Raw genomic sequence first — 17,472 nt, forward strand, 5'->3', positions numbered from 1 at the left:
CCCTGAGTGCGTGCGCTGACCGGCACCGCGCAGGACTGGCCCCATCGGGTGCGGCTGCGGTTGGAGCCCGGCCCGGGGGAGACGCTCGACGCCATCTGCGGCGGCGAGGTGCAGGTGCTCCAGCGACGGCTGGGCTACCGCTTCACGTTGGACCCCGTGCTGCTGGCGCACTTCGCGGTGTTCGAGGCGGGGGCGCACCGGGGACGGCTGCTCGACCTGGGCACCGGGTGCGGCATCATCCCGCTGGTGCTGGCCCGCCGGCTGGGACGCACGGACATCACCGCGCTGGAGCTGCAGCCGGGCCTCTTCTCCCTGGCCGAGCGCAACGTGTACCTGAACCGCTGCGAGGGCGCGGTGACGCTGGTGCAGGGCGACCTGCGGCGCGTGGCGGAGACGTTCCCCGCGAGCAGCTTTGGCCACGTGCTGTGCAACCCGCCGTACCGCGCGCGCACCGCGGGCCAGAGCAACCTGTCGCTGGAGAAGGCGCTCGCGCGGCATGAGCTTGCCTGCGAGCTGCCGGACGTAGTGCGCGCGGCGGCCTATCTGCTCGTGCCCCGGGGCGCGCTGTGCATGGTGTACCCGGCGTCGCGCTTCAGCGAGCTGGTGTCGGTGCTGCGCACGCTGCAACTGGAGCCGCGCACGGTGCGCATGGTGCATCCGCGCGCGGACCGGCCCGCGAAGCTGGTGCTGCTCCACGCGGTGAAGGGCGGACGGGCGGACCTCACCGTGTTGCCGCCGCTCGTGGTCCACGCGGACGAGGACGCGGCCTTCACGGATGAAGTCAGCGCCATGGTGGGCTGACACACCCAGGCGGTTTTCGTAGCACCCCGGGTGCGGCGGGGCAGGGTAGACTCCCCGGCTTCGGGGCCGGGACCGGCCGCCCCGTCTCGTGAAGGCAGGGTGTGATGCGCGTGGACTTCCGCCGCGCCGTGCAATGGCGACTCCTGTCGCCGGTCCTGGGCTGCTGGGTCGTGGCGGTGTTGCTGCTGGGCTCCAGCGCGCAGGCCCAGACACAGGCGGAACGGCTCTACCTGAGCTACGGCCTCTCCGGCGGAGGCTCGCTGGACGCGGGAGGTGCCCGCATCAAGGAGCGGCGGACCCTGGAGCTGCGCGTGCCGCTGCCGCCGCTCGTATTGGGGCGCACGTACCTGTTGCCGTCGGTGGGCTACGAGACGCGGTGGATGGGCGCGGACGTGCCCGCCGTGGGCGATGACGCGGTGGATCGTCAGTTCCACCGCATCCAGCTGGGGCTCACGCTCATCCGGCCCGTGGCGCCGCGTTGGCTGGTCGTCACGGGCGTGATGGCCAGCACCCGCACGGACTTCAACTCCTCCTTCGACCTGGCGCTGGACACATCGTGGGTGGCGTTCGCGATGGTCAACCACCAGTTCGAGGACACGCCGGGGCTCGGGGTGACCTTCGGAGTGGTCGTGCTGTGGCCGTTCGACATGCTGCCGGTGATTCCCATGCTGAGCCTGACCTACAACCGGGGCCCGTACGTGTTGGAGGTGGGCCTGCCCCGGCTCACGCTGCTGCGCAAGCTGGGCGACACGGTGGAGCTGGGGCTGGTGGGAGCGCTGGACCTGCAGGTGCTCCGCACCCGCTTCGACCCGGAGCTCCGGGCGCTGAACGCCAGCTACCTGCGCGAGACGCAGGTCCGCGTGGGCCCCACCGTGAACGTCCACCTGGGCCGCGACCTGTGGCTGAGCTCGTCCGTGGGCCTGTCGTTGATCAACGACTACGCGCTGCTGGACCGCGAGCGCGAAAGCCTCAACGTGCGCGGGCTGGACATGGGGCCCGCGCTGTATGGCCGCGTCGTCCTGGGCTGGCGCCCGCAGCGGCCCCAGGCGAAGGCGAAGCGCCCGCGCCCGGCGCCCTGAGCCTCGCGTAGCGGGGTGGACGCACCGTCTCCGCGTTGGACTTGCGTCCCGAGGCGTGGACGCAGGCCCCTTGCTGGCCACGGATGGTGATACGTCCAGCCTTGAGCTGGCATGGACCTTGATATCAGCCAGCTCGGGACCGTCGCGCGAGAACTCACCCGCGGTTCGGTCTCTTTCCCCATGAAGGACTCCCCATGAAGCGTGCTGCACCCTTTGTCCTGACCGCGAGCCTCGCGGTGACCCCGGCCGCCTTCGCGACCGACCCCTTCCAGACGTCGTCGCGGACTTCCCTCACGCTTCCAGCCAACCAGTTCTGGAACATCTACGGCCTGGGCTGGCACCTGACCGGGACTACGATCAACCCAGGCAACATGAGCAATGATTCCTATGGCGATAACAGCCCATGGAACGAATGGGACGCGCTCAAGTTCGCCTGGACCAATGACTACGGCGCCCGAACCAGGGTGAGAGGGTTTCTTGAAGAGACGAAAGTCAACGGGGTGTATCTTCCAGGCCCCAGCACGCCGGTGGATCAGCCGACAGGGTTCGTCTGGTCGTGGAAACTGAATGAGCGCTGGCCGGACGATTGTCTGGATTTTGATCCAGATAAGCCACTTCCTGAGCGTTGCTGGGACATCCATGCATGCACGCGCTCCTTCCACTTCGATCAGGTGCCGGCGTACATCAATGGCATCCACCTCATGTACCTGTGGACGCGGGACGCGGACTTCCTGAATCTGATGCTGCCCCGCGCGGAGGTCGTCATGGACTCCTACCTGCTGGGAACCATGCAGGGCGCCTCCGGCCTGCTGGTGATGCCGGGGACCGACAACGATGGCACCGCGAACGGGCGCCCCAGCACGTACATGGATCAGGTCCGCTCGGGCCACGAGGATGGCTGGGTGAATGCGTCCTTCTACTCGGCACTCCGGGCCATGGAGGACCTGGAGACCGCGGCGGGCAACACCGTCAAGGCCCTGGCCTATCACAACCGCGCCAACGCCTTTCCGGCGCAGTACCGCGCGGGCCTCTGGACGGGGACCCGGTACGCCGGCTGGCGTGACGTGAACGGGGACCTCCACGACGCGGGTTTCACCTACGTCAACCTGCCGGCCTTGGTGCGCGGGCTCCCATCACCCGCGGACGCCGACCGGGTCCTCGAATGGCTGGATTCCCCCGCCGCGCCGACCCAGGGGGGCGCAACCTTCAACAACACGTCCGTGTACCAGCACGTCTCCTCTCCGCGGGCCAACACGTTGCCGCTCACGAGCGACGAGTGGGATCCCTGGTCGAACCCCGACCAGTCGACGAGCCCCAGTGGAGGGCTGCCCCTGATCTACGGCTCGCATTTCCAGAACGGTGGCACGTTCTTGTGGCTGTCGTACTACGACATCATGGCGCGGCTGCGTTACCGCCACGCGGACGATGCGATGCCCCGGTTCCAGCAGATGCTGACCCGGATGACGCGGGACTCGCGCCGTCTCGCCTTCGACGTTCCGACCATGCCCTGGCATGTCGCGGGCAGTTTCCGCGACATGAACGATTTCAATGAGTACAAGAATGAGATTGGCACCAGCGGTGAGTTTTCAGAGTCTGGGTTGAGCGTCCTGCCACTGCTCTATGGCTTCATGGGCGTGAGCGCGGACCTGCAGGGCCTGCACGTGAAGCCGGAAATGCCCACGGCGCTGCTTCACGCCTCGGTGGCTGACGTGGACTACCGGGGCACGCTCCGGAGCATCCAGGTGATCCGGGGCGAGGCGGTCGCGCAGCAGGACCGTGAAGACTCCTCCCTGGACGTCGCGACCGAAGTCGGCACCGCCGTGCTGACCCAGTCGTTCTTCCCGATGGCTGCCTTCAATGAAGTAGGCGTGCGCGTGGGCAGCTACGATGTGGACAGTGGCGTGGAGTTCGACCTGTCGCTGGAGTCCTCCAGCGACAACGGTTTGATCTGGGCGCCCATCGTGACGCGCCGTCTGTCCGGGGTTCATAACAACGCGTGGGTGTATATGGCCGTGCCGCCGCAGCCCGCGAACAACTGGCGCTACCGCTTGACGATGCGGGCCCCCTCCAGCCGACTGGCGTGGTGGCGTGACCCGAACTCCACCGTGTTTGGCACTGCCATCCAGGGGGGCACGCTGCTGGCCGGGGACTTCAACTTCCGCGCCGTGCAGGCCCCGCAGACCGTGCTGCTCAGCCAGACGGGGGTGAGCGTACCGGACGCGCTGAACGGCACGCTGGGACAGGTCTTCGACGCCGCCCAGCCCTTCGACCGGGCCACGCTGCGCATCGGCACCTACGTCACCAGCACGTCGGGCTTCACCGCGAAGCTCTTCCGCGACAACGGCGAGGGCTGGAAGCTGATGGCGAAGCAGACCTTCAAGAACGTGGTGGACAACTCGGACGTTCCGATGAACTTCGCGTCCATGAAGCCCGGCCGCTACTACCTGGAGATCAGCGACGAGGTGGGCTCCATCGCGTGGTACCGCGACAGCGCGAGCAACCTGGGGCCCACGTTCTGGTCGGCCCAGAATGGCATCCCGCAGCCGGGCAACCGCACCTTCCAGCTCTTCCGTGGCCAGTACACCGTCAACGTGCCGGAGCGGGGTGTGAGCACCACGGTGCTCGCCGGTGACCGCTACACGATGAGCAACTGAAGCACCGCTTGCCCCGGGGAGCGGGACGTCGCCGCTCCCCGGTCCGCTGTCACGGGGTGGAGGAGCCGCGCTGCTCGGCGGCCTGGCGCTCCTGGCGGCACCAGGCGAGCTGCTCCTGGAGGGTGGCCAGCGGCACGGCCAGCTCCAGCTTGAAGGACGAGCCGTCCGGCCGGACCTTCGCGAAGTCCAGCAACTGGGCCAGGTCGTCCTTGCCGTCCGCCTGCGCCTTCATGCGCGCCATGGACAGCGCGCCGCCCAGGGACTTGCCCAGGTCCGTCATCTTGTCCGCTTCCAGGCCCGTCACGTTGGCCACCATGGCCACGTCGCCGCTGGTGTCCAGGTGCAGCTCCACGTTCTGGGCCACGTCCGTCAGCCGTTGCGCCAGCTCCGCCTGATCCGGGCCCAGCAGCTTCGCCAGGGTCTCCACCGCCAGCACGCCGTACATCTCGCCGTAGGTGCTGTTCTCATCCAAGAGCGGCGGCCCTTCCTCCTGGCCGCGCCCGTCCATCCGGTCCAACACCGTCTTCACGGAGTCCGGCGACTTGCCGAACACCAGCATCTGGTTGTTCCAGGTGCCCACCGAGGTGTCCATGCGCCCGCGCCGCGTGCCTCCGTCCGGCAGGGCGAAGGTCGTGTCCCCCGGCTCGTACACGCGCGCGCCCGCGCCGTAGTCAGAGGACACGCGCTCTCCCAGCAGCTCCTGGTACTTCGCCTTGCTGAAGTCGCCGGAGAGGATGACGCCCTCGTCGGTGACGACCAGCCGGTCCAGGTCCTGGAGCGGATCCACGCCGCTCATCGCCTTGAACTGCTCCAGGTTCTTGCCGCCGTCGCGCAAGAGGCAGTCCATGAGCAGCTCGCCCACGGGCGAGTAGCGGAGCGCGTTCGCCTCGATGACCACCGCCGTGCGGCCCGGGCCGCGGGGCAGCGCCGCGAGCAGCGGATCCCTCGGCTTCACCGGCGCGGCCACGCCCGCGTCCACCACGGCGGGCATCACCCACGTGCGCCGCTTCTCCGCGCGCTCCAGGTCCGGGCCCCGCATGCGCCGGGGGAACTCCACGTCCGGAGCTTCCCCGGCCGGCTTGTCGCCCTGGCCCGTGAACATCAGGACCGCGCCCCCGGCGAACAACAGCAGCGCCCCCACCAGCCACACCCTCCTGCGTCCGCGCGAATCCATGGTTCAGCAGTCCTTTCCCTCGAAGTGCCAGAAGCCCACGGAGAGGGCCCCCAACCCGAACACCAGCACGCCGCCCAGCAGCATGCCCAGCGAACCCTTCTCCAGTGGCGTGGAGCTGGCCAGGTCCGCCGCGCGCGACGCCAGCGCGGACAGCCGGGGCAGCACCAGCGTCACCGCGTCGAACGCCGTGCGGCCGAAGCCCGACTCCAGGTAGCGCGACACGTCCGCGCGGAAGCCCGCCAGGATGCCGCCCACCAGCAGCACGAAGCCCGCAGCCGAGCACAGCGCCGCGCTCCTCACCAGCGTCGCCGTGGTGAGCATCACCGCGTACACCGCCGCGAACCCCACGCACGCCAGCCCCCCGGCGATGAGAGGCCCCACCGTCCAGTACCCCGTCTTCACCCCGAAGATGAGCGTCAGCCCGCCCGCGGCGTACACCGTGCCGCCCAGGGCCAGCGTCATCACCCCCACGAACGTGCCGGCCAAGAGGTGCCAGCGCTGCAAGGGCAGGGCGAGCAGGTGCTCGATGCGGCCGGGCGACAGGAGCCCCGGCGCGAAGTCCGAGCACGCGACGATGCCGAAGAGGATGCCGCCGTAGAACACCAGGTACGCCGCCGCGCGGTACATGGGCCGCAGCGCCACGTCCACGGACATGATGTTGGAGCGCATCACCTCGCCGAACAGGCGCGTCGCCGCGAGCGCTCCGTCCACGACCTCCAGCTTGAGGCTGAGCGCCACGGTGGCCAGCACCAGCGTGAGCCCCACCATGAAGGCCATGATGAACTTGCGCGACGCCGCCTCGCGCAGCACGTAGCCGGCGATGACGAAGACAGGGCTCTTCATGCCGCCACCCCCGGCCCGCCCACGGCGCCCACGAGCACCGCCTCCAGGTCCGCGCCCTCGCGCTTGAGCTCCATCAGCAGCGCGCCCGAGGCCCGCGCCCGATCCAACGCCGCGTTGAGCACCGCCACGTCCTCCGCGTCCACCGTGTACACGCCGTCCTCTCGGCCACCGCCCGCGGGCGCCACGGCCATGAAGCCCGCCGCGTCCAGCGCCGCCCGGTCCGCGCCGGGCGCGAAGCGCACGCGCCAGCGGGCCCCGGCCTTCGCCAACTCCTCCAGCCGTCCCTCGCGCAGCACGCGCCCGTCCGCGAGGATGGCCACGCGGTCGCACACGCGCTCCGTCTCCGCCAGGAGGTGCGAGTTGAGGAACAGCGTCACGCCCTTCTGGACCTCCTCCTGGAGGATGCGGCGCACCTCCAGCCGGCCCATGGGATCGATGCCGTCCGTGGGCTCGTCCAGCACGAGCAGCGCCGGATCCCCCAACAGCGCCGCCGCCAGCCCCAGCCGCTGCCGCATTCCCTTGGAGTAGCCGCCGATGCGCCGGTCCACCGCGTCCGACAGGCCCACGCGCTCCAGGAGCCGCGCGTGCGCGCCCGCGTCGACCTTGAGCCCCTTGAGCCGCGCCACGGTGGCCAGGAACGCGGGCGACTTCCACGTGCCGGGCAGGTGCAGCCGCTCCGGCAGGTAGCCGATGCGCGCGCGGATGGCGGGATCCTCCGGCGATCCGCCCAGCACCCGCACCGTGCCCGCGGTGGGCCGCACGATGCCGAGCACGCTCTTGATGAAGGTCGTCTTGCCCGCGCCGTTGGGGCCAATCAGCCCGAACGCGCTGCCCGCCGGGACGTGGAGGTCCATGCCCCGGAGGGCCTCATGGCCGCCGCGTCCGAACGCTCGGCGATACGTTTTTCGCAGGCCCTGCACTTCAAGGGCGGGAGGAGGAGTCGTCACGGTCATGACTGTAGACGACCCGCTGGGCGGATGATTGCACCCGCATGGAACCCGGGGGAGGGACGGGCGGCCCTGCATGCGGGTTTCCCTCCGCGTTCCCCTGTTCGCGCCAATGAGAACCGCCTTGCGCACCCGGAGCGCGCGTGGCGCGACGCGACACCTCGTCATTCCCGGGCGTTGCACTCCTGGGGGTTCCAACGGTGCCCCTGGTCCAGCCCCTGCAATGCCTGTCCGTGACCCGCGGGACCTGAACGCCAACCCCCGCGGACCCATCACACAGGAGACACTGGCATGACGTGGGCAAACGGGACCGAGCAGCAGCTTCAGGACGCGCGCCGTGAGCTGGAGGCCGCCGAGCGGGAGCTGGCCACCGGGACCGAGGCGGCGCGGGTGCGCTACGCCCGGGCGCTGTACGAGGCGGACCTGGCCGGGCGGAGGGCCGACCGCATGGCGCGCGACTCCCGCCGCCAGCAGCTGACCTGGCGCCCCGTCGCCGGCTGAGCAGGCGGATTCGCGACGCGGAAGGGGTGAAGCGCGGGGCCCGGCGGTTTATACCGGCGACCCATGGCCCACCCCGTCCACCGTCCCCGCAGGCTGCGCCGCTCGGCGGCCCTCCGTGACATGGTGAGAGAGACGCGCCTCTCGCCCACGGACTTCATCTACCCGCTGTTCGTCGTGGAAGGCCGGGACGTGCGCCGTCCCATCTCCTCCATGCCGGGCATCTTCAACCTGTCGTTGGAGCACGCGGTGAAGGAGGCGAAGCTCGCGAAGTCGCTGGGCGTGCCCTCCGTCATCCTCTTCGGCATCCCGGACCACAAGGACGCGCGCGGCACCCAGGCATACGCGACGGACGGAATCGTCCAGCGCGCCATCCGGGAGATCAAGGCCGCGGAGCCGGACCTCCAGGTCATCGCGGACGTGTGCCTCTGCGAGTACACCGACCACGGCCACTGCGGCGTGCTGGACGGCAACCACGTGGCCAACGACGCCACGCTGCCCTTGCTGGCCCAGATGGCCGTCACCTGCGCGCAGGCGGGCGCGGACATCATCGCGCCGTCGGACATGATGGACGGCCGCATCGGCGCCATCCGCAAGGCGCTGGACGAGGTGAAGCACCAGGACACGCCCATCATGGCGTACTCGGCGAAGTACGCCTCCGGCTTCTACGGCCCGTTCCGTGAGGCCGCGCAGAGCACGCCGCAGTTCGGCGACCGCCGCGGCTACCAGATGGACCCCGGCAACGTGCGCGAGGCCGTCCGCGAGACGGCGCTGGACGTGGACGAAGGCGCGGACTTCATCATGGTGAAGCCGGCGCTGTCGTACCTGGACGTCATCCGCGCGCTGCGGGAGAACTTCGACCTGCCGCTCGCCGCGTACAACGTCTCCGGCGAGTACGCGATGCTCAAGGCCGCCGGGCAGAACGGCTGGGTGGACTACGAGCGCGTGATGTTGGAGGTCCTCACATCCATCAAGCGCGCGGGCGCCGACCTGGTCATCACCTACCACGCCCTGGAAGCGGCCAAGCTCCTGTAGGCGACACCCGGGCGCGCGTGTTCGGCGGAAGGCTTGATCGCTTCCGCCGCTTGCGCCCAAATGCTCCGCACACGATGCCCACCCAGAAGAAGCGGCCCGGACGCAGAACCGAGAAGCCTCCGCCCAGACGTGGCGCGACGTCGCCCCAGGCTCGGACGGCCCGCAAGAGCCCCGCGCCGCGCTCCAGGTCGGGCCAGCGCCCCGGGAAGGGCCGCGCTCCCGTCATCCGAGAGCCCGGGCCGTTGCAGTACAAAGTGGTGGAGCTGTCCACCGTGGACGAGGGCGCGCTGGAGCGCACCTTGAATGAGTGGACGGCCAGGGGTTGGAACCTGGACGGCGTGCAGTTCGCGATGCGCGAGTCCTCCAAGCGCCCGGCCATGGCCTTCGTCTTCTTCACCCGCGAAGGCGAGGCCGCGCGGCACGACGAGGACGACGCGCGGCAGAAGCTGCTGCGCATGTCCGAAACGGGCAGCCCCACGGCGCAGCTGGCGGCGGAGGCGGCCGGGGAGCACGCGCAGACGGTGGTGCCCTTCGTCCACCCGCTGTCCGCGCATGAGCGGCTGGCGAAGCTGGCGGGGTTGGATGAGCCGGAGCCCACCGAAGAGGGGCTCACGCTGGAGCCCGAGGAGTGAGCACCTCCCCCGAACGCAGCCTCATGGCGGAAGGCCGGAGCGCGGGCCGCGTGCTGCGGCTGGTGCAGGAGGACGCGGGGCCGGACTCGCCGTACCCGAAGGCGTCGCTGCTCCTGCGGCTGGGCGCGCGCGTGGTGGACTGCGCGGTGGCCTGGGGCCTGTACGTGGTGTGCGGCGCGGCGGGCGCGGTGGTGGCGCTGCTGTTCCTCCTGCTCGCGGACGGGATGCTCCAGGGGCAGAGCGTGGGCAAGCGCATCTGCGGCGTGAAGGTGATGCACCTGCCCACGCGCTCGGCCGCGCGGCACCGCGACAGCACGCTGCGCAACGCGCCGCTCGCGCTGGTGGTGCTGCTGGGGATGATGCCCGCGCCGCATGGCGTGGTGGCCGCCCTGGCGGGCTTCGTGGTGATGGGCGGCGTGGAGGCGTGGCGCGTGCTGCGCGACCCGCTGGGCCTGCGGCTGGGGGACACCTGGGCGCAGACGCAGGTGGTGGACGGGAAGGTTGTCGCGGGCGCGACGGTTGCAGCCCGCACGCCGGTGGGCGCCACGCGCGCTCCCGGACGGTTGATGTCCGCGGCGAAGGTGCGCCGCGGCAAGGCGTTCAGGAAAGGGAGACGGGGTAAGCCATGCGCATCGCGCTGACCTACAACCTGCGGCTTTCGGACTCGGAAGAAGAGGCGGAGTTCGACACCCAGGAGACGGTGAACACGCTGGCGGGAGCCATCGAGCGGCTGGGCCACCGCCTGGAGCGCTTCGAGGTGAGCGGCCCCGCGTCGCGCACCGTCGCCCGCCTGGAGGCGTACAGCCCGGACCTCATCTTCAACACGGCGGAGGGCCGCCGCGGCCGCTTCCGTGAGGCGTTCTACCCGGCGCTCTTCGACGAGCTGGGCTTCGCGTACACGGGCTCGGACGCGTACGCGCTGGCGCTCACGCTGGACAAGCAGCTCACCAAGCTCATCCTCTCCAAGCACGGCATCCGCACGCCGGGCTGGCAGTACGTGGAGAAGCTCAACGAGCTGCAGGCGGAGAACCTGCGCTTCCCCGTCATCGTGAAGCCCAACTTCGAGGGCTCCTCCAAGGGCATCACCCAGGACTCCGTCGCGGAGACGCTGGAGCAGGTGCGCGAGAAGGTGGCGAAGGCGCTGGAGAAGTACCCGGCCGGCGTGCTGGTGGAGGAGTACATCAGCGGGCGCGACCTCACGGTGCCGTTCCTGGCCGCGGTGGACAACGACTACGACGGCGTGCTCGCGCCGGTGGAGTACGTCATCGACCCGGAGGCCTCCCAGGGCCGCAAGTACGCCATCTACGACTACGAGCTGAAGACGCGCAGGGAGAAGTCCGTGTCCGTGCGCGCCCCCGCGAACATCCCGGCGAAGATGTCCGAGGACGTCCGCACCATGGCGCAGAAGATCCTCCAGGTGCTGGACTGCCGCGACCTGGGCCGGCTGGACTTCCGCGTGTCCGACGCGGGCGTGCCGTACTTCCTGGAGATCAACGCGCTGCCCAGCCTGGAGCCGGGCGCGGGCATCTACGCCGCGGCGGAGCTGGAGGGGCTGCACCTGGACGGGGTCATCAACTCCATCATCCAGAGCGCGGGCAAGCGCCACAAGATCCGAGACAACAAGAGCCGCCAGGGCAGGCCCGCGCGCAAGTCCGGGCCGCTGCGCGTGGGCTTCAGCTTCAACGTGAAGCGCGTGAAGCCCAGCGCCACGGCGGAGACGGTGCAGGAGGACAGCGAGGCCGAGTACGACTCGCCCAACACCCTCCAGGCCATCCGCGAGGCCATCGCCTCCTGGGGCCACGAGGTCATCGACCTGGAGGCCACGGCGGAGCTGCCCACGGTGCTCTCCAGCACGCCGTTGGACATCGTCTTCAACATCGCGGAGGGCTTCAAGGGCCGCAACCGCGAGAGCCAGGTGCCGGCGATGCTGGAGCTGCTGGACATCCCGTACACGGGCAGCGACCCCGCGACGCTGTCGCTCGCGCTGGACAAGGCGCTGGCGAAGAAGATCGTCCGTCAGGCGGGCATCCTCACGCCCAACTTCCAGCTGATGGTCACGGGCAAGGAGCGCCTCAACAAGGAGTTCACCACCTTCCCGCTCATCGTGAAGCCGGTGGCGGAGGGCAGCTCCAAGGGCGTCGTCACCAAGAGCGTCTGCTACTCCGAGGCGGAGCTGCGCGACGTGGTGAAGGAGATCGCCGGCAAGTACCAGCAGCCCGCGCTGATTGAGGAGTACATCGGCGGCCGTGAGTTCACGGTGGGCCTGTTGGGCGAGCGGCGTCCGCGCGTGCTGCCGCCCATGGAGATCGTCTTCCTGGACAAGGCGGAGAAGAACCCGGTCTACAGCTTCCAGCACAAGCTGGATTGGACGGACCGCATCCGCTACGACGCGCCCGCGAAGATCGAACCCGCGCTGCTGGAGAAGCTGCGCACGGCGGCGCGCAACTCGTTCATGGCGCTGGGGTGCCGCGACGTGGCGCGCATCGACTTCCGCATGGACGACAAGGGGCGCATCTACTTCATCGAGTGCAACCCGCTGCCTGGCCTCACGCCCGGCTGGAGCGACCTGGTGCTGATCGCGGCGGGCGCCGGCATGGACTACCGGACGCTGATTGGCGAGATCATGGCGCCGGCCATCCGCCGCTACAAGGAGCGCGAGGCACGCCGGGCCCAGACGGAGAACCCGGCCGGTGCGCACGCGCCGCCGCTCAACAAGGTCGTGCAGCGGATTGAAGAGCAGAACGCGCGGGCCAACGCGTCGGCCCCCGCGGAGAACACGCCCGCGCCGCGTCCGGAGCTCAAGTCCTGAGCGTCCGCTGAAGCGGGGCAGGGGAGGGGACGGTGCCCGTAAAGGCGCCGTCCCCGTTTCATTTCAGCCGTCGTTGAGGGCCTGGGCCCAGCCCTTCTCGAAGTTGTCGTGGTACGCCTGCCACAGCGCGTCCGAGTAGAACTTCACCAGGTTCTCGTCGTTGTAGCGCAGCGAGTTCTTGGACAGGTTGTGCGAGCCCGTCAGCACCATCTTGCGCACCGTCCCGTTGAAGTTGCCGGAATAGACGAAGTGCTTGCTGTGCGTGAGCACCTCGCGCGGCGTGCCATCGCTCGTCTTCACGTTGTTGGCGGAGACGTCGTAGAGCTGGCGCAGGGTGATGTTCTTCGCGCCGGTGAGCTTCGTTTTGATGCCCGCGTCCATGTCCGTGTAGAGCACACGCACCCGGCAGCCCAGCTTGCCAATGCGCACCAGCTCCGTGGCCACGATGGCGCGGCTGTCGTTGAAGTGGTTCTGGTTCACGTCCAGCGTGCAGCCCGACACGTACGTCTTGATGTAGTCCGTGAAGTTGTTCGTCACGGTGTCGCTGGACAGCTCGTTGTCGTTGCCCTCGCGAGGGAAGAAGTACGCGGTCCACGGCGCGTTGGGGGAGCTGTAGTAACCCTGGCCCGTGGTGGGGTTGTAGTAGTCAGTCGTCTTCGTGCCGCCGCGCAGGTCGTTGTGGTAGCCGACCCAGTAGTCGTACCAGTCCCAGTCCTCGTAGCTGACGACCATGTCGTTCCAGTAGTTGTTCTGGGAGTAGGTGTTGTTCCAGGAGCCCTGCACCACCACGCGCTGGATGCGGTTGCCCTGCGGATCCGTGGTGGTGGAGAAGGTGAAGATCTTGTCGTGCATGATGGTGCCCTCGCGGTCGAAGCCCGCGATGCACGCGCTGCCCGCGCCCGTGCCGTTGCACCGCGTGAGCTCCAGCCTCAAGCCGTCCGGGCACGTCGCCGCCGGGGGCACGTAGCTGCTCAGGTCGTGGATGACGCCACCGGAGGCGAACTCCGAAGCGGCGCCGCCGTTCTGCTCGTCCACCACCAGCCGCACGATGACGCCCCGGCACAGCGCCGCCTTGAGGGCCGCGTTCAGGTGGTCCGTCGTCCACAGGAACATGGCGATGCGGATGTAGGAGCCCTTGGGGCTGTTCTGGATGAGCCGCGCAATCTCATCCTTGATGCGGTAGTCCCGCGTGCCCGTGTTGTCCGGCTGGTTGAAGACGGCGTAGAGCCCGGGCACGTTCGTCGCGCCCTGGGCCTGCTCCGTCAGGTTGGGATCCGTCTGCGCCTCGGGCTGACACCCGGTGAGCGCGAGCACCACCAGTCCTGCCACCGCCAACAGCCGCTTCATGACCTGCCTCCGTTTCTCCGTTTCCAACCATTTAAGCTGAAATGGTATGAAAAGCGGAGAAAGCGGGAGTCAGTGTCACTTCGCGGGCGCGAAGCCGCCGTGGAACGTGGGCGGCAGGGCGTGATCGAAGTGGCAGCGCGCCACGGGCCCGTCCTCCAGGTGGCGCGCGTCCAGCACGGCGACGTGGGACGTGTCCGTCTTCGCGTCGAACACCTGCGTCAGCACCCAGCCGTCGTCCTCCGCGCTTCCGCCGGGGCGGGGGACGAAGACGGGCTCGGAGGGGTAGGTGCCCTCGCCCAGGGAGACCTTCGTCATGCGCCCCGTGCCCATGTCCACGCGCGCCACGCCGTCGAAGAGGCCGCGCCGGGCTTCATCGCTGAGGTGCACGCCCAGATAGAGCGTCTCGTGCGAGCGGCCCACGACGCCGGGGGCCACGCGGGGGAACTCGCAGCTGATGTCCGCGCGCTGCTCGGTGCGGAAGGTGCGTGCCTTCAGGTCGACCACCGCCCGGTGCAGCATGCCCTTCGCGTCCAGGGACGTGGTGCCTCGCACCAGCTCCCCCAGCCACTGGTTCGTCGTGAAGTCGGGGTAGCGCACGTAGTCCACCACCAGCGTGTCGCCCTGCTCGTACGCGTTGCCGAAGTGCCACAGGTAGAAGGCGTCCGTGGTGATGCGCACCGGGTGCGCCACGTCGTCGATGGGCACCACCAGCACGTCCGCGCCCGCCTCCGGCTTCCACCGCAGGTTCTCCGAGTACGAACCCACCCGCAGCAGCGCGCGGAAGAGGTTCAGGCGCAGCGGTGACAGGAAGAAGACGAGGTAGCGGTCCGTGGCGATGAAGTCGTGCACCATGGTCGCGCCAGGCAGCTTCACCGTGCCCAGCCTCTGGGCCTTGCCGCCGTCAGGCAGCGCGTAGAGGTCCGCCAGCGTCTCCCGGCCGTAGCGGATGCCGAAGTTGTAGGACGCCTTGCGTGACGGCACGCGGTGCGGGTGCGCGGAGAACGTCTCCACCACCGTGCCGTCGAAGTCCGTCTCGCCCAGCGTGGACAGGTCGTCCTGGGACACCTTCACCGGAACGCTGCCTTCGAAGAGGGCGTACAGCTTGCCGTTCCACGCCATCACGGACGTGTTCGCGGAGTTCTTGCGCACGTCGCGCAGCTTGTGCAGCAGCGGCGTGGGCGTACCGTACGCGCCGTAGCGCTGCGAGGACGCCTTGCGCTCCGCCACCATGGTGGGCGTATCCAACAGCCGCGACGCGCCCGTCACCCCGTCCGCGCCGAAGCGCACGCCCAGCATCCCGCCGTCCCCGTCGAACCAGTGCTGGTACGGCCGGCCGTGCACGTCGAACGTCCACGGCCCCACCCGGTACAGCGCGCCCCGCAGCCCCTCCGGCACCTGGCCCTCCACCCGCAGCGGTTCGAAGCCGTGCTGGCGGGGGAGCGTGCGGAACGCCCGCAGCCAGCCCGGCGCGGAGGAGGACATCGTCTGCTTCGTCGCGGTCGTCATGACGGCTCCCTTTCCAGTGCAACGTAGGGCGCGAGGGGACCCCGCGCCGCCCATATTGTAGACACTGTAAACATTGCATGTTGTCGCCGTCAACATGGATGTTGACGCTGGCAACTTCGACCGGCGGATGGTCAAGTCGCTCAGGCGACACTAGGCGCATGAGGAGGCACGGACGGTGGCGACGCGGGGCAAGCGGAAGCAGGCGGCGGAGGACAAGGGTCGCTACCACCACGGAGACCTGCGCCAGGCGCTGGTGGACGCGGCGGTGGCGCTCATCGCCGAGGAGGGCTTCGGCGCGCTGTCCCTGCGGGAGGTGGCCCGGCGGGCGGGCGTCACCCACGCGGCGCCATACCGGCACTTCGCGGACAAGGAGGCGCTGCTGGAGGCGGTGGCGCACGAGGGCTTCCGCGCCATGGCCCGCGAGATGCGCGAGCGCATGGCCCCTCACACCAGCCCCCTGGAGCGGCTGTACGCGGCGGGCGAGGCCTACGTGCTGTTCGCCGTGCGCCACCCGCCGCACTTCCGGGTGATGTTCGGCCCGCACTTCACCCGGCCCATGTCACCGCCCCCGGAGCCGGAAGGCGAGCAGGGCGCCTTCACGCTCCTGGTGAGCAGCATCGAGGCCGGACAGGCCGCGGGCCTGCTGCGCCCCGGCGAGTCGCGGCCCCTCACGCTCACCGCGTGGTCGCTCGTGCACGGGCTCGCCTCGCTGTTCGTGGATCGGCAGCTCGGTGAGTCGCCCCAGGGCGCGGAGGCCGCGGAGGCGCTCGCCCGCGTGCAGACGCGGCTGCTCGTCGAGGGGCTGAGGCCGCCCGCACGCGACTGAACCCTCGCGACAGTTGGTAGGGAAGCAGGGTTGACCGTCGGAGATTGTCGGGTACGGTCGGCGCCATGGTGCGGATACCGCAAGAGAATGGGCCAAGGGTCCGGGCGCGGGAGCTGGGGCTTCCGCTGGGGCGCTTCAAGCCGGGGAAGTACAACGCCATCACCGACGTCGAAGGCGTGCTGGTGGGCCACACCACCATCATCGAAGGCTCGGGGCCGTTACGCCCCGGCTACGGTCCGGTGCGCACGGGCGTCACGGCCATCCTGCCCAACCTGGGCAACATCTTCATGGAACGCATGAGCGGGGGCGGCTTCGTGCTCAACGGCGCGGGCGAGGTCTCCGGCATGACGCAGCTCATGGAGTGGGGCCTCATCGAAACGCCCATCCTCCTCACCAACACCATGGCGGTGGGCGCCGTGTCGGACGGCGTGGCCAACTACCTGGTCCAGCGCTACCCGGGCATCGGTGACGAGCACGACGTCATCATCCCCGTGGTGGGCGAGTGCGACGACTCGTGGCTCAACGACGTCTCCGGCCGCCACGTGCGCCAGGAGCACGTCTTCGCCGCCATCAACAACGCGAAGTCCGGCCCGGTGCAGGAGGGCAACGTCGGCGGCGGCACCGGCATGGTGACGTGCGACTTCAAGGGCGGCATCGGCACGTCGTCGCGCAAGCTGCCGGAGGTGCTGGGCGGCTACACGCTGGGCGTGCTCGTCATGTCCAACTTCGGGAAGATGCACAACCTGCGCGTGGGCGGCCTGCCCGTGGGCGAAGTGCTGGTGGAGAAGTTCAAGAACACCCCCCACCGCGGCAAGTCCTACGGCTCCATCATCGCGGTGGTCGCCACGGACGCGCCGCTCTTGAGCCATCAGATCAACCGCCTCTGCAAGCGCGTGGGCCTGGGCATCGGCCGGGTGGGCAGCTACGCGGCGCACGGCTCGGGTGAAATCGTGGTGGGCTTCTCCACCGCGAACATCATCCCCAGGCGCACCCAGAAGATGGTCTACAAGATGAAGATCCTCCTGGATCAGCGCCTGGACCCCCTCTACGAGGCCGTGATGGAGGCCACGGAGGAGGCCATCCTCAACGCCATGTGCATGGCGGAGCCCATGACGGGGGTGAACGACAACTACTCGCCCGCGCTGCCCCTGGACGAGGTCCGCCGCTTCGTGGACGCCTGCCGCCCCATCTTCGCCTCGGTGAAGAAGCGCCCCCACCAGACGAGCGTGCCGGCCTCCAAGGAGCGCCCCAGCGACGAGGACCGGGAGGGGGATGTGACCCTGGGAAGCGCCCAGCCCACCCGGGTCCGCAGCGCGGAGGG

Annotated in this window: 15 protein-coding genes; 10 read left to right on the plus strand and 5 right to left on the minus strand. The window is 69.4% G+C overall.

Features of this window, described 5'->3' with window-relative positions; genetic code table 11:
• The first annotated feature begins 6 nt into the window (after positions 1-6).
• The 3 genes from D7W82_RS18850 (at position 7) to D7W82_RS18860 (ending at position 4,534) form a co-directional block, all read left to right on the plus strand.
• Complete coding sequence (locus tag D7W82_RS18850) at positions 7-801, plus strand: tRNA1(Val) (adenine(37)-N6)-methyltransferase (protein ID WP_120619674.1); 795 nt, start codon at positions 7-9, stop codon at positions 799-801.
• Positions 802-905: 104 nt separating this feature from the next.
• The gene (locus D7W82_RS18855) at positions 906-1,880 is read left to right on the plus strand and encodes a DUF6268 family outer membrane beta-barrel protein (RefSeq protein ID WP_120619675.1); all 975 of its coding nucleotides are present in this window, start codon (positions 906-908) and stop codon (positions 1,878-1,880) included.
• Between the two features lie 671 nt (positions 1,881-2,551).
• The gene (locus D7W82_RS18860; RefSeq protein ID WP_120619676.1) at positions 2,552-4,534 is read left to right on the plus strand and encodes a hypothetical protein; all 1,983 of its coding nucleotides are present in this window, start codon (positions 2,552-2,554) and stop codon (positions 4,532-4,534) included.
• Between the two features lie 49 nt (positions 4,535-4,583).
• On the opposite strand, the gene D7W82_RS18865 is transcribed toward D7W82_RS18860, so the two are convergent.
• The 3 genes from D7W82_RS18865 to D7W82_RS18875 are packed head-to-tail and all read right to left on the minus strand — an operon-like array spanning position 4,584 to position 7,405.
• On the minus strand, positions 4,584-5,708 hold the full coding sequence (locus tag D7W82_RS18865; RefSeq protein WP_120619677.1) for a hypothetical protein: 1,125 nt from the start codon (positions 5,706-5,708) through the stop codon (positions 4,584-4,586).
• Between the two features lie 3 nt (positions 5,709-5,711).
• Positions 5,712-6,551 carry a hypothetical protein gene (locus D7W82_RS18870; RefSeq protein WP_014396658.1) on the minus strand — a complete coding sequence of 280 codons (840 nt, stop codon included), beginning with the start codon at positions 6,549-6,551 and terminating at the stop codon, positions 5,712-5,714.
• Entirely contained in the window at positions 6,548-7,405 is an 858-nt protein-coding gene (locus D7W82_RS18875; protein ID WP_304988733.1) for an ABC transporter ATP-binding protein, read from the minus strand. Before D7W82_RS18875 ends, D7W82_RS18870 begins: the two co-directional genes overlap by 4 nt.
• 384 nt (positions 7,406-7,789) lie before the next feature.
• Here D7W82_RS18875 and D7W82_RS18880 point away from each other — a divergent pair, with 384 nt between their 5' ends.
• The 5 genes from D7W82_RS18880 to D7W82_RS18900 all read left to right on the plus strand — a co-directional run bounded on the left by D7W82_RS18880 (position 7,790) and on the right by D7W82_RS18900 (position 12,472).
• A complete protein-coding gene (locus tag D7W82_RS18880; protein ID WP_120619678.1) occupies positions 7,790-7,999 on the plus strand; it encodes a hypothetical protein in 210 nt (69 codons plus the stop codon).
• Between the two features lie 63 nt (positions 8,000-8,062).
• Complete coding sequence (hemB, locus tag D7W82_RS18885) at positions 8,063-9,031, plus strand: porphobilinogen synthase (protein WP_120619679.1); 969 nt, start codon at positions 8,063-8,065, stop codon at positions 9,029-9,031.
• A 242-nt stretch (positions 9,032-9,273) separates the two neighbouring features.
• Positions 9,274-9,663, plus strand: a complete 390-nt coding sequence (locus D7W82_RS18890) for a hypothetical protein (RefSeq protein ID WP_233587795.1) — start codon at positions 9,274-9,276, stop codon at positions 9,661-9,663.
• A gap of 23 nt (positions 9,664-9,686) precedes the next feature.
• Positions 9,687-10,304, plus strand: a complete 618-nt coding sequence (locus D7W82_RS18895; protein WP_120619688.1) for an RDD family protein — start codon at positions 9,687-9,689, stop codon at positions 10,302-10,304.
• Positions 10,289-12,472 (plus strand): ATP-grasp domain-containing protein, encoded by a 2,184-nt coding sequence (locus tag D7W82_RS18900; RefSeq protein ID WP_120619681.1) that lies wholly within the window; start codon positions 10,289-10,291, stop codon positions 12,470-12,472. The genes D7W82_RS18895 and D7W82_RS18900 overlap by 16 nt, the downstream gene beginning before the upstream one ends.
• 63 nt (positions 12,473-12,535) lie before the next feature.
• On the opposite strand, the gene D7W82_RS18905 is transcribed toward D7W82_RS18900, so the two are convergent.
• Positions 12,536-13,819, minus strand: a complete 1,284-nt coding sequence (locus tag D7W82_RS18905; RefSeq protein WP_120619682.1) for a phosphatidylserine/phosphatidylglycerophosphate/cardiolipin synthase family protein — start codon at positions 13,817-13,819, stop codon at positions 12,536-12,538.
• A 75-nt stretch (positions 13,820-13,894) separates the two neighbouring features.
• Positions 13,895-15,325, minus strand: coding sequence for a carotenoid oxygenase family protein (locus D7W82_RS18910; protein WP_120619683.1), 1,431 nt, complete (start codon positions 15,323-15,325; stop codon positions 13,895-13,897).
• Positions 15,326-15,500: 175 nt separating this feature from the next.
• On the opposite strand from D7W82_RS18910, the gene D7W82_RS18915 reads away from it, so the two are divergent.
• Both D7W82_RS18915 and D7W82_RS18920 read left to right on the plus strand, forming a co-directional pair.
• Complete coding sequence (locus tag D7W82_RS18915; RefSeq protein WP_120619684.1) at positions 15,501-16,151, plus strand: TetR/AcrR family transcriptional regulator; 651 nt, start codon at positions 15,501-15,503, stop codon at positions 16,149-16,151.
• A gap of 65 nt (positions 16,152-16,216) precedes the next feature.
• Positions 16,217-17,472 (plus strand): P1 family peptidase (locus tag D7W82_RS18920; RefSeq protein ID WP_147439389.1); only part of this gene is annotated, 1,256 nt, incomplete at its 3' end.

Source organism: Corallococcus sp. CA049B, assembly GCF_003611685.1.
Lineage (GTDB): Bacteria > Myxococcota > Myxococcia > Myxococcales > Myxococcaceae > Corallococcus > Corallococcus coralloides.

What these genes read in the sequence shown, in the direction of transcription:
- D7W82_RS18855 (WP_120619675.1), top strand. Translation starts at nt 906, where the DNA reads ATGCGCGTGGACTTCCGCCGCGCCGTGCAATGGCGACTCCTGTCGCCG.
- D7W82_RS18865 (WP_120619677.1), bottom strand. Translation starts at nt 5,708, where the DNA reads ATGGATTCGCGCGGACGCAGGAGGGTGTGGCTGGTGGGGGCGCTGCTG.
- D7W82_RS18870 (WP_014396658.1), bottom strand. Translation starts at nt 6,551, where the DNA reads ATGAAGAGCCCTGTCTTCGTCATCGCCGGCTACGTGCTGCGCGAGGCG.
- D7W82_RS18875 (WP_304988733.1), bottom strand. Translation starts at nt 7,405, where the DNA reads ATGGACCTCCACGTCCCGGCGGGCAGCGCGTTCGGGCTGATTGGCCCC.
- D7W82_RS18880 (WP_120619678.1), top strand. Translation starts at nt 7,790, where the DNA reads ATGACGTGGGCAAACGGGACCGAGCAGCAGCTTCAGGACGCGCGCCGT.
- hemB (WP_120619679.1), top strand. Translation starts at nt 8,063, where the DNA reads ATGGCCCACCCCGTCCACCGTCCCCGCAGGCTGCGCCGCTCGGCGGCC.
- D7W82_RS18895 (WP_120619688.1), top strand. Translation starts at nt 9,687, where the DNA reads ATGGCGGAAGGCCGGAGCGCGGGCCGCGTGCTGCGGCTGGTGCAGGAG.
- D7W82_RS18900 (WP_120619681.1), top strand. Translation starts at nt 10,289, where the DNA reads ATGCGCATCGCGCTGACCTACAACCTGCGGCTTTCGGACTCGGAAGAA.
- D7W82_RS18905 (WP_120619682.1), bottom strand. Translation starts at nt 13,819, where the DNA reads ATGAAGCGGCTGTTGGCGGTGGCAGGACTGGTGGTGCTCGCGCTCACC.
- D7W82_RS18910 (WP_120619683.1), bottom strand. Translation starts at nt 15,325, where the DNA reads ATGACGACCGCGACGAAGCAGACGATGTCCTCCTCCGCGCCGGGCTGG.